We start from the raw sequence: 15,113 nt of genomic DNA, 5'->3' as shown, positions 1-15,113 counted from the left end.
CTGGCAAGAAAATATATCTATTCAGAATTCCAAAAAAAGTGTAGTCTTCCCCTATGTTGAAACCGGTATTAACGCCTCGTTATAAAGGGGCAGTTCTTTTTTTTGATTTATTGAGTTTCGTTGCAAGCTCTCATTTGGTTAATGGGCTTCGTTTTTCTGATTGGGGTTTCCAGTTAGAACAATCCCTTGGGTTTTGGTTTATGGCGATGACCTTGTTGTCTTCTTTGTATATATTTGGATCCTTTGATTTAGATACGCAAAAACTATCGACTCTGATGAAAAGACAATTTATTGCTGTGTTTTCAACACTTCTAATTGTTTTGTTAATCAACTATATTCTGAGTAAAGAACGATCGGGTATCTTTGGAAGAGGTATCTTGTTTGGTACCTTAATAATATTTTGGTTTCTATCTTCAATGTATAAAGGACTTTTATGGAACCGTTTGAAAATTCAAATTTCTAATTTGAAATACTTGTTTATTGCCCATGCTGATTATACAAAATTGATTAACGAAGAAATCATAAATAAATTTTCCTTTGCGTCTGTCGTCTTTGTCCCTTCCTTAGAAAAGGGATCTATTCAGGCGGGAAGAGACTTGAACGAAATTATTAATAAAGATTGGACATCGATTATTCTGGCCTTGCCCTCAAAGTACTGGAACACAGGGTTTTCAGATATTTTAATGAAAACAAGATTTGCAGGAGCCTCCATCCTTAATTTAGATGATTTTTTTGAAGGAGTGCAAAAAAAAGTTCCTGTCGATTTTTTAAATCAAGAATGGTTTATTTTTGAAAAAGGTTTTTCCCTAATTAATAATCCTTTTGGGCTCAGAATTAAGCGTCTTTGTGATATGATTTTAGCTTTGGGGTTGTTGCTACTGTCCTGGCCGGTAATTATTCTGGCGGCCATCTTGATAAAATTGGAGTCTCCGGGAAGTGTTTTTTATAAACAAATTCGTACCGGTCTTAATGATCATGAATTCACCATATTTAAATTGAGATCAATGGCCAAAAATGCTGAGGTGAATGGGGTGCAATGGGCCCAGAATAATGATTCTAGGGTGACCAGGGTGGGAAAGTGGTTAAGGATCACGCGGATTGACGAGTTACCTCAATTGTGGAATGTGGTGAAAGGGGAAATGAGTTTTATAGGCCCCAGGCCAGAGCGTCCTGAGTTTAATATTGAATTAGAAGAAAAAATTCCATTTTATCGATTGAGACATCTAGTGAGGCCCGGCATTACTGGCTGGGCCCAAGTCATGTATCCCTATGGAGCTAGCATTGAGGACTCCAAGCAAAAACTTCAATTTGATTTGTACTATATAAAAAATTTTAGTTTCTTCTTGGATTTGCAAATCGTCTTTAAAACAATTCAAGTCGTTCTTTTTGGCAAAGGAAGATAGTCCTATTTGCTGAAGAATCTTACCTTGGTTTTTAGGATTACTATTTAGGACAACTTGGGTTACAATAGTCCAACCGACGAGACCGAAGATTTAAGACTTTTCAAAAGCGCGCCTTGAGGGGCTTTTATTCAGAAGGTTTTTTATTTTGATTTTGTTGAGCTTTTAATTCCGCTTTGCAAATTTGTACTTTTTCTTCGTACTCATCTTGTCTCTTCATGAGCACCTGCTTGTAGCCTTTAAATCTTTCAATTCGATCTTTTAAAAATTCCTCTGAAAGGCCCACAAGCTTATCTTTTTCGTCAAGACCAACCTTGTACTCGTCCTCTTTGTCAGTGATTCGGTCCATAGGCTCGGTCCATTTAAGTTTGCCATCCCCACCATTTTTTTGATCAGAAATTTCCAGACGGCATTCCCTTAAAACTCCATAGAGTCCTAGGGACCCATACTTTCGATTTCCATAGACACGATCTTCAAGTTCATATACTTCGTATTGAAGTCGACGTAATTCTTCATTCATTTGAACTTTCTTTTGAACTACCATATTGCCGTCTTTAATACCTACTTTGGTATCCCCGGTGACATCACCGTGATTTTTAATTTCCGTATTTATTTTTTCTGCTTTATTTGGGTTGCTGCTACAATTAATTAGATTAAGAGCGAAAAGCCCCATAAAAATCACAAGACTTAGGGAACTGCATTTTGACATTTTTTCCATTGTAATATCTCCATTATCTGTATGCTTACCTAGGGAGAATATAAGGTCAATAGATAAAAGACTTGTTCGTTTTTTAAAAAAGGATTAGTTACAAACTAAGTTGCTAAAAGCGTGTTTAAAAAGTCTTTTTAAACACGCTCTGAGATAACTGGGGGAGATGAGTTATGAAGGCTTTTTTGTTTTTAAAAGTGGTCATTATCTGTTGTTTTTTTGAAACAACTTCCATGTCCATTCCCTGTTGGAAAAATGAAGCAATGCAATCGATCATGCCAGCAAAAATTTGTTTTAGTAAAATTTTTCTTGAAAAAAATCAAAATGAATTTAAAAAAATATATTTACTTAATGATGATTTTGAAGACCTGCTTCCAATCAACACTTTGGAGAAAGAAACGAACAACAGTTACAAAGTAGGAATTAAATCAGATTATATCAATTACTCTGAAAGTTGCGGTTTAAATTTATTTTCTAGAATTATTTTCAATGGTTTTTTTTCAAGTGACGGGAAATATATGAAACATGAAAAGTCAAAATTAACTATTAAATTTAATCATTCTAGAAACATTTGTAAGGAGCCACTAAAAAGTGGCAGCGAAAATTATCTTCCTCTCCCTGATTGAAGGCGTTCTTGAAAAGGGCAGGAGGAGAGGATTTTTTTAATCCTCTTCTAGGTCCAGATGGGCTTTTTTGATTGGCATTTTGTTCAACACCCTTGGGATCGTCACGGTTATGACTGGGGGAACTGATGGGTCTTGCCAATGTATAAATGCAAGACACCTGCCAACTAGTTATACAGAGTCAAATCAATAAGTTATCTATGCTGGTGTCTCTTTAGCTATCAGGATCACCGCGCCCAGCCCTCGACATTGGTGTGGCTTTGTCTCCACAGGAAGTATTTGATTAGTCATAAAGGAACTTTATGTATAAAAATTGTCTCATAATGGTTGTCTAATATTAAGACGCTAAATAGTCAGTAATATTAATAAGTTGCAGAGATGATGTTTTTTTTGAATGAGTATTCTTGAAATGAGACAGTAATTAGTGTCTCGCAAATATTTCTTTAGAATCTTAAATTTATTAATAATTTCAATAAGATGAAAAAATCTCAAAATAACTCACTGTTTGGCCTACGACTTGCCATGGTATCACAATGAGATATGAAAACATTATTCAGACTAATTTTATTTATCATTTTGTCAGTTGCTGTTTCCTACTTGTCTGGCTGTGCTCCAAAGCCCCAAGAGGATTGCGGCTTTGTGCAAAATGTTTATGGGGAAAGAATTTCTTGGAAAGGTAAGATTCCCATCGTGATGAAATTGCATGAATCCGTTCCTGCTAATTATTATGAGTCTATTACTTCTGCAGCCGAAAAATGGAATAAAGCTTTAGGAAAAAATGTTATTGCTGTTGATACCAAGGACATTCAAAAAGGCCCCGTTCTGTCTTTTAAGGACATGCAAAATGTCATTTATTTTTATGGAGAATGGGAGGAAGACAAACCTACGGAACAGGCGAGGACAAGTGTTTACTGGCTTGGAGATGAGATCAAAGAGGCGGATATTCGCATCAATGCTAAGAATTTTAAATTTTATGATTTAACTCTTCAAGATAAGTCTTCAACGAAAATAAATCTAGAAGCCTTGCTCATTCATGAAATGGGGCATGTCCTCGGTTTGAAACATAAGGATGCAGATCAAAGTGTTATGGGAACTTATTTGGCAAGTCAATTTGATCGGATCACCATTGCGGCTACAGATAAAAAATCCCTATCCTGCGAGTATTAATTGACCTTTTGGGGACAGGCTCTTAATAGCCCCATAACTTTACGAGTTGAACTTTGTATTGAACCTTGTAAGGTTGGATAAAATATGATTAAACAACCTTTTCAAAAGGAAATCTTTATGTCGCAAAAATTATTAGAATTAGTGAAGCCTGGAGTCCTAACAGGAGAAGAACTTCAAACTGTTTTTTCTCAATGTAAAAAAAATCATTTTGCTCTTCCTGCCGTGAATGTCGTGGGAACAGATTCGGCCAATGCAGCACTTGAGGCCGCAGCTAAAGTGAGAGCCCCAGTGATCATTCAGTTTTCAAACGGAGGAGCGCAATTTGTTGCGGGTAAAGGTCTAAAATTGGAAGGGCAGAAGTCCGCTATTTTGGGAGCCATTTCTGGAGCTCTGCATGTTCATAACGTAGCACCTCATTATGGTGTCCCCGTCATTCTTCACACCGATCATGCAGCGAAAAAACTTTTACCTTGGATTGATGGTTTGTTGGATGCTGGAGAAAAGCACTTTGAAAAAACAGGGAAGCCCTTGTTTAGTTCTCACATGTTGGATCTTTCAGAAGAAAGCTTAGCTGAAAATATAGAAATCTGTGGGAAGTATCTAAGCCGCATGTCTAAAATGGGAATGACCTTAGAGATTGAGTTAGGTTGTACCGGCGGTGAGGAAGATGGTGTTGACAACAGTCATATGGATCATTCAGCTCTCTACACTCAACCTGCGGATGTGGCCTATGCCTACGAACACTTGATTAAAATTAGCCCTCGATTCACGATTGCCGCTTCTTTTGGAAATGTTCATGGCGTTTATAAGCCAGGAAATGTAAAACTGATGCCAACGATTTTAAGAGATTCTCAAAAATATTTATCAGATAAATTTCGTTTGCCTGTTAATTCTTTGAATTTTGTTTTTCATGGGGGCTCCGGTTCAACTCCTGAAGAGATTAAAGAATCTATCAGTTACGGTGTTGTGAAAATGAATATTGATACCGATACCCAATGGGCTAACTGGTCTGGGATTATGGAATACTACAAAAAAAATCAAGCTTATTTACAAGGTCAAATTGGCAATCCCGAGGGTGAGGATAAGCCAAATAAAAAATACTATGATCCAAGGGTTTGGCTCCGCGCAGGCCAGGCCACAATGGTAACTCGACTTGAGCAAGCGTTTAAAGAGCTCAATGCTGTGAACACCTTGTAACTTCAGCCCTGGTTGTGAAAGAAGTGTATTAATTTTTATTAAAAAGTGGGAATTTTTTATTGAGAAATTTTTGACTTTTATAAATACCTCTGTTGCCAGAAAAATAATAACTCATCATGCAGGCCACAAAGGCATAGGGTGTTATTTGATATCCAAAAATTTCAATAGCCAAAAGAGTGCAGGTGAGTGGGGTATTGGCAGCACCTGCAAAAACGGAAACAAAACCGAGGGAAGCAAGAAGTTTAAAAGAAACAGGAAGCAGGTTCGAAAGAACGTTTCCTAAGGTAGAACCGATATAAACTAAGGGAATAAATTCACCCCCTTTAAATCCAGAACCAACAGTTAAGGACGTAAAAAAGGATTTAAAAAGAGGATCTTGGATCGTCAGAAGTTTGGTGAAAGACTCTTGGATGACGGGAAGGCCCAGTCCTGAATAGCGATAGGACCCTTCATAGTAAAACAAGAGTGATAATAAAATTCCAGCATAAAAGGGTTTTAAGGGTGGGTATTTCACCCATCTGTTAAAAATAGATTCAACAAAGTGGGTCATTTTTGAAAAAAAATTGGCGGTGATGCCAAAGATCATTCCGGCAAAAAAGATAAAAAATAAAGTTTTTAGGTTGAATTCAATCAGTTCTAATTTTGGAAAATGACTATGGGGAGCTCCTAATAAAAAAGCCGTGTAAAAAGCGATATAAGAGGCCACCGCGCACTCAATCCATGCAAAAATTTTGAGTCTCCCAAGATGAATGACCTCCATGCCAAAGATCATTCCGGCTAAGGGGGCTCCGATAGCGGCGCTAAAACCGGCGCTGGCACCGGCAACGAGAAGTATTTTTCTTTCCTCTTGAGAAATCCGAAAAAAATGAAAAAGTTGATCCGATAAGGAAGAGCCAATCTGCACAGCGGTGCCTTCTCGTCCTGCGGAGCCGCCAAATAAGTGAGTGAGTAAGGTAGAAAAGAAAATCAAAGGGGCCATGCGAAAGGGCACCACATTTTTTGGGTCGTGGATTTCTTCGAGAATCAAATTAGTTCCTTTGGTCGTGGAGTTACCACTTAAGAAATAAAGGTAACCGATAAGTAATCCAGCAAAGGGCAATCCAAAAATAAGAAGTGGAGTTTTCTCTCGGAGGTCAGTGATAAAGGAAAGGCTTTGCAAAAAGACAAAAGTGGCCGTCCCCGATAACAGACCACAAAGAGAACTTAAAAAGATCCATTTTAGATATTTTTTAATTTTAGTTGTTGTCTTCAAGATCCACAGTCTACCTGACAGAAAGCTCATAAAACAATAATTTATATTAATCATAAGAATAATAATCTTGATAGGTCATCCGAGGCATTGATAGCTTGAAACAAATGAATAAATATCACACATGTTTCCGGTTGTTTTCTATGTTGTTGGGCACAAAAAAAAATGAAACCTTGCAGAGCCGAACCCTAGAGAGTTTTGTTCCATCGAGCATCAGCTTGGGTAGTCAACAAGGAGAAAACCAGAAAAAAAATCGCTATTCTCTTGATGATAAAAGCCAAGAGAGCAAAAGCAATGTTCAGTCCAAGTAGACTCAGATTTTTGGGTGCCGCGGGTACAGTGACCGGTTCAAAATATCTCTTAACTACAGGGGATACTCATGTTCTGATTGATTGTGGCCTTTTCCAGGGACTCAAGGAGTTAAGATTAAAAAACTGGGATCGGTTTCCAATCGCCCCAGAAAAAATTGAAGCGGTGATATTAACCCACGCTCACATAGATCATTCAGGATATATTCCTAGGTTGATCAAAGAAGGTTTTGTGGGGAAAATATATTGTACACCGCCGACCTTAGAGCTCTGCAAAATTTTGCTGCCAGATACGGGCTATATCCAGGAAGAAGATGCCCGGTGGTTAAACCGTAAGAACCTTTCTAAACATCACCCAGCCTTACCATTATACACTAGGGAGGAGGCTGAAAAGGCACTCCGTCAATTTGTTCCAGTTGAATTTGATTTACCTATTAGGGTCACGAAGGAATTCAGAGTGACCTTTCAATATGCTGGTCATATTTTAGGGGCGGCAAGTGCGTTTGTTGAAACAAATGGAAAAAAAATCGCATTTTCTGGGGATGTGGGCAGATTAAATGATGCCGTGATGTACCCTCCAAAAACTTTAGCCTCTGATATTGATTATCTGGTTGTTGAATCTACCTATGGGGACCGTGTTCATAAAGAAACCAGTGAGCTGAATGAATTAGAAAGAATAATTAAGGAAACTTTTACAAGAAAAGGAGTGATGCTCATTCCCGCATTTGCTGTGGGTCGTGCTCAAACTTTTTTGTATTTAATTTCAGAACTCATTCTTCAAAAGAGAATTCCAAGAATTCCCATATATCTGAATAGCCCCATGGCAACGAGTGCAACTAAACTTTTTTGTCAGTTTAATAAACTTCACAAACTCACTGAAGATCAATGCGATTATTTCAATAGCTTAGTAACCTATATTAAAACACCTGAAGAGTCTAAGGCCTTGAATGAAAAAAAGGGACCCATGATCATTATTTCAGCCAGTGGAATGATAACGGGAGGGAGAATTCTTCATCATTTAAAAGCTTTTGGAGGAGATCCGCGGAACACCATTCTTATTGCTGGATTTCAAGCTGAAGGAACTCGAGGAAGAGCGATCCAAGAGGGAGCTCGGTCTATTAAATTTCATGGACAGATGCTGCCAATCAATGCCTGTGTGGAAGTTATTGATAATGTGTCGGCTCATGCTGATTATACTGAAATAAAAGAATGGCTAGCTGCTTCGCAGATGAAACCCCAAAAAGTTTTTATTACTCATGGGGAAATTTCAGCCTCATTCAAAATGAAAGAGCATCTTGAAGCTCAATTTCACTGGAATTGTGTCGTTCCTCAAAGGGATCAAGAGTTTAGTTTGGATAGGCAGAGCTAGTAACGGAAAATAGAAATAGAGAACTATCAAACTATTGAACTAAAAATAAACTATGGAACTATAGAAAAACTACAGTGGACTATTTTTTTTTCATTGTGAAGAACTATTCAAGTAAAAACTCAATTTTTTTCAGTGACAAAAGTGATTCCCACCAATAAGGAATAAGAAAAACTAAGGGGGACTTATGTCTTTAAAAATTCTAGGGATGACTTTTATTTCTTTAATGTTAACCGTATCTTCTTCGAATGCTGAATTATTAACGAAAGAATTTTCTGGTAAGGAAATGTATGGCGTTAAACTATCGAAATCAGCTTCAGCTAAAGTGGATCAGCTAAATGTGGATCTGGTGCAGGTGGGAGCTGGCTTACGAACTAAAAAAGTTCTCGTTGCTAATATTAAAGTCTACACTGCTGAACTGTTTGTCTCAGAGCCTTTGGCAGTCGTTAAATCGGATGCTGATATTCTAGAAACGGTATCAAAGGTGAGAGCGGCCGCTGTTCAACTCACTTTTTTAAGAAGTGTCGAGGCAGAAAAAGTTCAAGTTTCTTTCCGCGAGGCTTTAGTGGCCAATGAAGTAGATATTAACTCACCAGAAATCAACCAGTTGTTTTCTTTTTTGGCAGCTGGAGGCGAGGCTAAAGAGAAAAAAACAATGACATTTTTAACTATCAAAAATGCAGATGGAACAGAAACACTTTCCTTTGAAGATACCAATGGGAGCGTGGGAATGGTTAAGGGGAATAATCTGAGTAAGAGTATTTTTTCCATGTGGTTAGGTATTCCTGCAGATGATGGTTTGATAAAGCTAAAAGCCGAATTGTTAAATTAAAAGAAAAACATATTCTAGAAATAGGTGGAGATAAATAAAATGAAATTTTTAATATTAATGGCTTCTTTATTGTTATTGGTTTCTTGTCAAAAGTTAAACAACTTGATGGACGTTCCAGATAAAATGGACGACTTAAATAAGAAAATGGACAAAATGACTTCGGGCATGGAAACGACTAATGCTGGTATGAAAGAAATGATTCAAGGAATGGGCACAACCAATGCGAATATGAGAGAGATGATTCGCGGGATGGATGCCACGGTTGTGGGAATCAATGATCAACGTGTTTTATTGCCATTTGAACAATTGATGAATGAAGCTAATTATGAAAGGCTGAGTCCCATACCCTCTCAGTTGATGCCATGGGGCCAAAAATTAGCCCAAGCAATTCCCGTAAAAGATTTTGCTGAGTTGGTGTATCTTTGGTTGAAAGAGATTCGCGAGGTCAATCCTATTAAAGCACAAGACAAAGAAGGAAATGAATTAGATTATACACCTGCAGAGATTTCTAGGATTAATAAAGTGAAGTTAGGTCGGTTTTATGCTCTTCAGACTGTTTGTGGTTTTTTGCCTGATGAAAAAGTAACTGAAATCATTGATCTTCATATTAAACAATACTCTCGATTTGAAAAAGTTGCCTATAAAATTCTCATGATGAGGGCTCAGTTTATTCGTGATATTCTTTTGCAAGAAAGTCTTCTTTCTGAGCCCCTTTCCTCTGTGGGTGTTATTAAAGAGGCAATGATGTATGTTGAAAAGCTGGATTTTATAGCTCTCCTTCCTTTTAAATCCAAAATATCATATAAAATCGATGGATTCTTGGCTCCGATGGATACTAATATTGAAGAAAAACTGGATCCAAAGATGATGCGGACCCTACTAAGAAAAATCGATTTGTCTGTGAATCAAGATTTTAAAATTGAAAAAGAAGAAGTGGTTGTGAACTCAGTTGAAGAGCAATCCAAGATTCAAACTCAAAAAACATCGGATCTAGCCAAGGCGATGGAACAACTGAAATCAAGACTTCAATATTGGGAAGCAAACACGCCCTAGTTAAGAAGCTAGTCACGAATGAACTCCCTTATAAAAAGAGCAAAATAAATATCTGTGTCCCGATAACTCTTAGAAACATTGTTAACGGGTACACGGTGGCATAGGAGATGGCACAACTATCGGATTGAGTCATGCTATTAGCAAAAGCCAAGGCAGGAGGGTCTGTCATGCTTCCGGAAAGAAGCCCACAAAGAGTGACATAATTCATTTTCATGAAGTACCTGGCGTAAAAACCAACAATAAGAATAGGAATCAAGGTAATGAGGGCGGCCAAGGCCATCCAGTATAGGCCGTCTCCATTTATAAGAAGATCAAAAAATTTTTCTCCAGCTTTCAAACCGACACAGGACAAAAATAAAATCATTCCAAACTCTCGCAAAATTAGGTTGGAGCTTTCAGGCATATGCCAAATAATTTTCCCAATATGACCAATGCGACTCATTAAGATCGCTATGATCAAAGGACCACCAGCCAATCCCAGTTTCAGAGGAACGGGCATTCCCGGAATGAAAAAGGGCATGCTTCCTAACACAACTCCCAGAAAAATTCCTAAAAAGAAGGGGATAATTTGTGGATGATCTAACGATTTTAAGGAATTACCAAACTCATGGGCTACTTTTTTAAGTGACTCTTCTTCACCAACGGCAATCACACGATCTCCATATTGAAATTGAAAATCGGCAGTGGGGGTGAATTCAATTTCAGCTCTGGAAACGCGAGTCAAGGTGACTCCAAAACGTTGAAACAAGTTTAATTCCCTGGGGCGTTTCCCAACTATTTGAGGTTGGGTGATAATAATGCGTTGGCTTGAAATAGTGTGGGAGCCAGTCCTTAAATCAATGTCACTGACTTCGCCAAGGATCAACTGAATATTTTCAAGTTGTTCTTTTTTTCCAATGGCTAAAAGAATATCTCCTGTATGGATTAAGGAGTCAGCTGTAGCCACACAAACAGAATTTCCATGCTGAATTCTAGAAATTAAAATACCACTTTCCTTAAGAGACGGTATTTTTTTTATCATGATTCCATTGATGTTTGGATTTTTAACGAGGATATTCAGAGTTGAAAGTTTGCTGGCGCTGGTATTTAATTTTTTTAAAATTTCTGCCACTTCTCCCTGAATGTTAATTCGAAAAACATACCTAATCAGAGTCATAGTTAAGACAATCCCTATGATGCCAAAGGGATAAGCCACAGCATAGGAAAGTCCTGGTGTTTGTGCCTGATCAGGCAGTACGTCTTTGATCATCTGCTGGGCTGCACCTAGGGAAGGGGTGTTGGTCACGGCTCCAGAAAACAGGCCAATCATCACCGAGGTATCCAGGCCTGCAACATTTTTAATAATAAAGGTAACGATAAGGCCTAGAATAACAATGCTGGCCGCAAGTAAATTAAGATGAAGGCCATTTTTTTGAAGCGAAGAGAAAAAACCAGGTCCCACCTGAGTTCCGATAGTAAAGATAAATAAAATAAGTCCAAACTCCCGGATGAACTCAATGACATGCGTATCCAGAGTGAAATGCAAATGCCCAAAACCGAGTCCGACAAAAAGCACAGCGGCAATGCCCAGTTTAAAACGGAAAATTTGAATGCTCCCGAGCCATAAGCCTAGGCCAGCAATCAAGGATAAAACTAATATGGAATGAGTTACGGATTCTTTTGTGAGTAAATCGATTAACCAAGTCATTGGCGAAGTGTAAGGGATTCATTTTCTAACGTCTAGTAATTATCGATTCTGCCGCAACGAAAAAATTAATTTTTAAAATCAGATTCTAAAAAGATAATACTCTAGTTTCAAGGAATGCAGTGATCCCCTTATATTGACTTTAAAGCTGGTTAGCCGGTCTCGGTTTCTACTAGATTTAGAAATGTAAGAAGGGTTTCTTCTGGTTAATGTCTTTGATAGCTAAACTCTTTGAGGGATTTTGCAGCCATGCTTTGAAAGAACGGAATCGGTGTAATTAGTGAGCTTTTGCTTTTTATGGTAAAGTTAAAAAGGGCCGAATGTTAACTTCTGGCCCTTTTTTTATTTCTTCTGGATTTGTTATTTATTTATATTATTTACTGAAAGTATTAATTAATTCTTGGCAGGAAATATCGTTTAATTTTAGATTTTGATGCGTGCCTAAAATCTTAGTGGCATTAACACTAGACGTCTCCATTGCTAATGCTACTTTACTCAAAGTCAAAGTTTTTTCCACTTTAAGGATTTGAACAGATCCCTTACCAGCAAAAGGTTCATCGCAGAAAATATCCCCTCTAGATAATGTGCACCTACTTGCAAACATAGAGTTGCCAATTTTAGTTTTTGTGAGAATTTTAACTAATGTATCTTGATCATTTGATGAAATTTGCACATATGCTTTCTGATTTGGCGATTGGCCGAACACAGTCATCAAAGGGGGAACTTCCATCGTATAACAATTGTCAGTATCTTGGGCCATAACAGAGGTCGATGCTGCCAATACAGCTAAGGTCATTAATACTTTTTTCATAAAGACTTCTTTAGGTTACTTTTTTAATGTGACCTTAATTGTTATAGCAAACTCAACACCAACCCCTAAAAGATCCTGATTGTATTTACTATCTTGTGAATGTATAGATTTCTGACATAGTGACCATTTTGCTAATGGCGAAAGGAAAAAAATGGTCTGTTCAAAAAACCTTAATTTCACGGAATTTTTTGGAGGCTTCATTTTGTTAGAGTCTCTTAAATTCAGAGAGGACTTTTTGTTCAGGATTTGGCTACTCCCGACGAAGATTATGTCCCCAAATTAAACCGTTTATTAATGCAGAGTTATCACTGCCAGACCAAACCCCATCGAAAAAGTTTATATTGAGGGTATAGCTTCCGTCGCTTTGTGGTTGGGTTGATGCTAAAAATCCAGGTTGTTTCGGCTCATGATTAGGTTCCACCCCTATTTTTACTTTACTCCCCAAAAGACTTTGTGTCCGTAGAAGATCTAAATCGATTCTAAAATCTGTCAAATTATTGATATGAAGTGCTGAATCGATATTTTCACCATAGGCACTTTCTAGAAGATGAGCATAAAGTGTTATAGCTTCTTCTCTTGATCTTGTATTCACTTGTAACTGAACTTGATTAGTTGTCGGATCAATAACTAAAATTTTTGCACGAAGGATTTCAGGCATGGATTTGCCATTAGCATATGAGTCAAAATTCAATTGAACGTTTTTTATCGAACTTAGATCTAAAACTTGTCTTGGCATGCTACCACTTTCGCTTGCCCTGTAGATACTTCTGATCCCAATTTGCTGCTGACTATATTTACTCGTATTGTTCATTTGTCGAAGAGCCATGATATTATTTAAATCTCCCATTACGTCCTGCCACTTAGCAATCGCTTGAGCCGCTTGTGCAGCGACCATTTCGTCCACAACAAGTTGTGGACTTGTTTCAGCTCTTTTTGTTAGGTTAGTTGATAACCAAGTGGTGGTGGCGTCTCTTAACCATTTGTTAATTCGATTAGCCTCTGATTCCCACCCCTTATCAACAATTAAAGGCTTTGGGGGATTTGCATTTTTTCTAAGTAAAATATTTTGAGCCGTCTCTAGCTTTTCAAAATTTTTGTTACTCAACTCGTGGATCGGACCTAAAAAATTCAAGCTTGAATAGTGGTAGCTTGCATCAAAGTTGTCGACATCTAAAAATCGCTTTCTTCCCCATTTATCTTTTTCAATTAACCAGTGGCGCCTTTGACCATGATCATCTTCAAACACAAGTTCATCTCCTGGTCTTAGTTGATTATAAATTTCGGGAAGATTAGGATTGTTTCCTAACCACCGAAATCCTCTAAGCTCAAAAGATCTTAGAAAGGATGAGTTATTTTCCCGTACCGTTTTGTCCGTTTTTTGCTCCAGAGCCACTTTTTTGAAAGAAATTTGCAACATTTTCCCAGTTTCTAAATCAATTTTAACGGCTTTTACTCGATTAGAAGTATAGTCATAAGCCTCGAAACTTACAAATTTCCTATCGTTATTTACATTAATATCACTAATAATGGTCAGTACATTATTCGCATACGGCCATCCGTTATTTTTATTTGCATCCGCAGATTCCTGGATAACAATGATGTCCAAACGGCTAATCTTTCCTGAGTTAAAAAAAGCCAATTTTTCAACCTGCGTAAACATTTTTTCAGAACCCACAAAACCAGCAGTTGAAGCGATGTATTCAGCCTTTGGTCGAAATGTATTAGAATCCGACAGAACCTTTGGCTCACCCAAAACTGGAACTATGAATCGAGGTTTAGAAGAATAGAGATCTCTACAATCCAAGGCATATGCCAAAATAGGCAATAAGGTTGTCAAAACTATAGACAAGAGAGAAACATGCTTTTTCATTTTATACCTCTACAGTGGGTCGCTGCAACCGACGTGCCTCTGAACTCGATAGTTATCGCTGAACAAGAATTTATTTAAAGCATCGAGGGTGATTATGGCCAGTTACCTTCTTTGGGGTTTGGTACAATAAGAGCGGTATGACTCGCAGAAAGGTTTACCAAAACCGGTATTTTTGGATCACCAGATTCTTGCAATGGCTGAATGGCCGTCCCACTAGGATTTATAAGAGTCATTGCGGTGGCAGTATTAACATTTTCACCTGTAAGTTCTACAACAAGGCTACCAAAAGTAAAAGCATCTATTGGAAAAGCGAGCTTAACTTTCTCATTAGACGTAATATGGATTGATTGCATTACGATGGGAACAGCATTTTGTAAGAAACTGTATCGGTGCTTCCCATCATTAGTTTGATTGAGGAATTCCTCTTTTGTCATTCTGTTTACTTTACCACCTGTAGCTTTAGCGAGTTCCTCATAGACATCAGCCGCTGCAAAGTTAGTTGAAAAAACAAAAAGAAGTAAGCCGTAGAATAGAAGATTTTTTTTCATCACGAGCTAATTAGAATATGAAAAGTAAGAGTTGTTAACTAAAATAAATTTAAGTAAAAAAAGGGATATTAAAGTCCTAGTAGTCCTAAGCACCCTTTCAAAAGAAAAAAAGATTCTTAAAAAAGTGACTTTGTTAGGCATAGCGGTGTCATGGGATTAAACAATTCAATGCCTCTTTCTTCTTTTTGTGGGGATAGGGGTTTAATTGGATTCAGGGTCATACTTCCATTGCAGGGCAAAACGGCTGTTTAGGTAGCCAACTTTTTGCATTATTTTAAGCTTAAAATACTCCATGT

13 protein-coding genes are annotated in these 15,113 nt (G+C 37.6%); 7 read left to right on the top strand and 6 right to left on the bottom strand.

What is annotated here, in order from left to right; translation table 11 throughout:
• Positions 1–53: 53 nt before the first annotated feature.
• A complete protein-coding gene (locus tag J0M15_09285) occupies positions 54–1,403 on the top strand; it encodes an exopolysaccharide biosynthesis polyprenyl glycosylphosphotransferase (GenBank protein MBN8537236.1) in 1,350 nt (449 codons plus the stop codon).
• Positions 1,404–1,527: 124 nt separating this feature from the next.
• Here the strand turns inward: J0M15_09285 and J0M15_09280 are convergent, their stop codons facing one another.
• Complete coding sequence (locus tag J0M15_09280) at positions 1,528–2,118, bottom strand: hypothetical protein (GenBank protein ID MBN8537235.1); 591 nt, start codon at positions 2,116–2,118, stop codon at positions 1,528–1,530.
• 164 nt (positions 2,119–2,282) lie between these two features.
• Here J0M15_09280 and J0M15_09275 point away from each other — a divergent pair, with 164 nt between their 5' ends.
• The 3 genes from J0M15_09275 (at position 2,283) to fbaA (ending at position 5,096) form a co-directional block, all read left to right on the top strand.
• A complete protein-coding gene (locus J0M15_09275) occupies positions 2,283–2,735 on the top strand; it encodes a hypothetical protein (GenBank protein ID MBN8537234.1) in 453 nt (150 codons plus the stop codon).
• A 537-nt stretch (positions 2,736–3,272) separates the two neighbouring features.
• Positions 3,273–3,899, top strand: a complete 627-nt coding sequence (locus J0M15_09270; GenBank protein ID MBN8537233.1) for a matrixin family metalloprotease — start codon at positions 3,273–3,275, stop codon at positions 3,897–3,899.
• Positions 3,900–4,016: 117 nt separating this feature from the next.
• Positions 4,017–5,096, top strand: a complete 1,080-nt coding sequence (gene fbaA / locus J0M15_09265; GenBank protein MBN8537232.1) for a class II fructose-bisphosphate aldolase — start codon at positions 4,017–4,019, stop codon at positions 5,094–5,096.
• Between the two features lie 28 nt (positions 5,097–5,124).
• Here fbaA and J0M15_09260 read toward each other — a convergent pair whose 3' ends face one another.
• Positions 5,125–6,330, bottom strand: coding sequence for a chloride channel protein (locus tag J0M15_09260; protein MBN8537231.1), 1,206 nt, complete (start codon positions 6,328–6,330; stop codon positions 5,125–5,127).
• Positions 6,331–6,639: 309 nt separating this feature from the next.
• Between J0M15_09260 and J0M15_09255 the strand changes: the two genes are divergently transcribed.
• The 3 genes from J0M15_09255 to J0M15_09245 all read left to right on the top strand — a co-directional run bounded on the left by J0M15_09255 (position 6,640) and on the right by J0M15_09245 (position 9,904).
• On the top strand, positions 6,640–8,022 hold the full coding sequence (locus J0M15_09255; protein ID MBN8537230.1) for an MBL fold metallo-hydrolase: 1,383 nt from the start codon (positions 6,640–6,642) through the stop codon (positions 8,020–8,022).
• Positions 8,023–8,206: 184 nt separating this feature from the next.
• Positions 8,207–8,851, top strand: a complete 645-nt coding sequence (locus tag J0M15_09250) for a chalcone isomerase family protein (GenBank protein MBN8537229.1) — start codon at positions 8,207–8,209, stop codon at positions 8,849–8,851.
• Between the two features lie 39 nt (positions 8,852–8,890).
• Entirely contained in the window at positions 8,891–9,904 is a 1,014-nt protein-coding gene (locus J0M15_09245; GenBank protein ID MBN8537228.1) for a hypothetical protein, read from the top strand.
• Between the two features lie 28 nt (positions 9,905–9,932).
• Here J0M15_09245 and J0M15_09240 read toward each other — a convergent pair whose 3' ends face one another.
• The 4 genes from J0M15_09240 to J0M15_09225 form a co-directional block, all read right to left on the bottom strand.
• A complete protein-coding gene (locus J0M15_09240; protein ID MBN8537227.1) occupies positions 9,933–11,591 on the bottom strand; it encodes a putative transporter in 1,659 nt (552 codons plus the stop codon).
• Between the two features lie 370 nt (positions 11,592–11,961).
• Complete coding sequence (locus tag J0M15_09235; GenBank protein ID MBN8537226.1) at positions 11,962–12,399, bottom strand: hypothetical protein; 438 nt, start codon at positions 12,397–12,399, stop codon at positions 11,962–11,964.
• 250 nt (positions 12,400–12,649) lie between these two features.
• On the bottom strand, positions 12,650–14,269 hold the full coding sequence (locus J0M15_09230; protein ID MBN8537225.1) for a hypothetical protein: 1,620 nt from the start codon (positions 14,267–14,269) through the stop codon (positions 12,650–12,652).
• A gap of 92 nt (positions 14,270–14,361) precedes the next feature.
• Positions 14,362–14,817, bottom strand: coding sequence for a hypothetical protein (locus tag J0M15_09225; GenBank protein MBN8537224.1), 456 nt, complete (start codon positions 14,815–14,817; stop codon positions 14,362–14,364).
• Positions 14,818–15,113 lie beyond the last annotated feature (296 nt).

Source organism: Deltaproteobacteria bacterium (assembly GCA_017302835.1).
In the GTDB taxonomy this organism is placed as follows: Bacteria; Bdellovibrionota; Bdellovibrionia; order Bdellovibrionales; family Bdellovibrionaceae; genus UBA2316.
The sequence above is the reverse complement of the archived record's forward strand: the minus strand, read 5'-3'. Positions and strand labels throughout refer to the sequence as shown.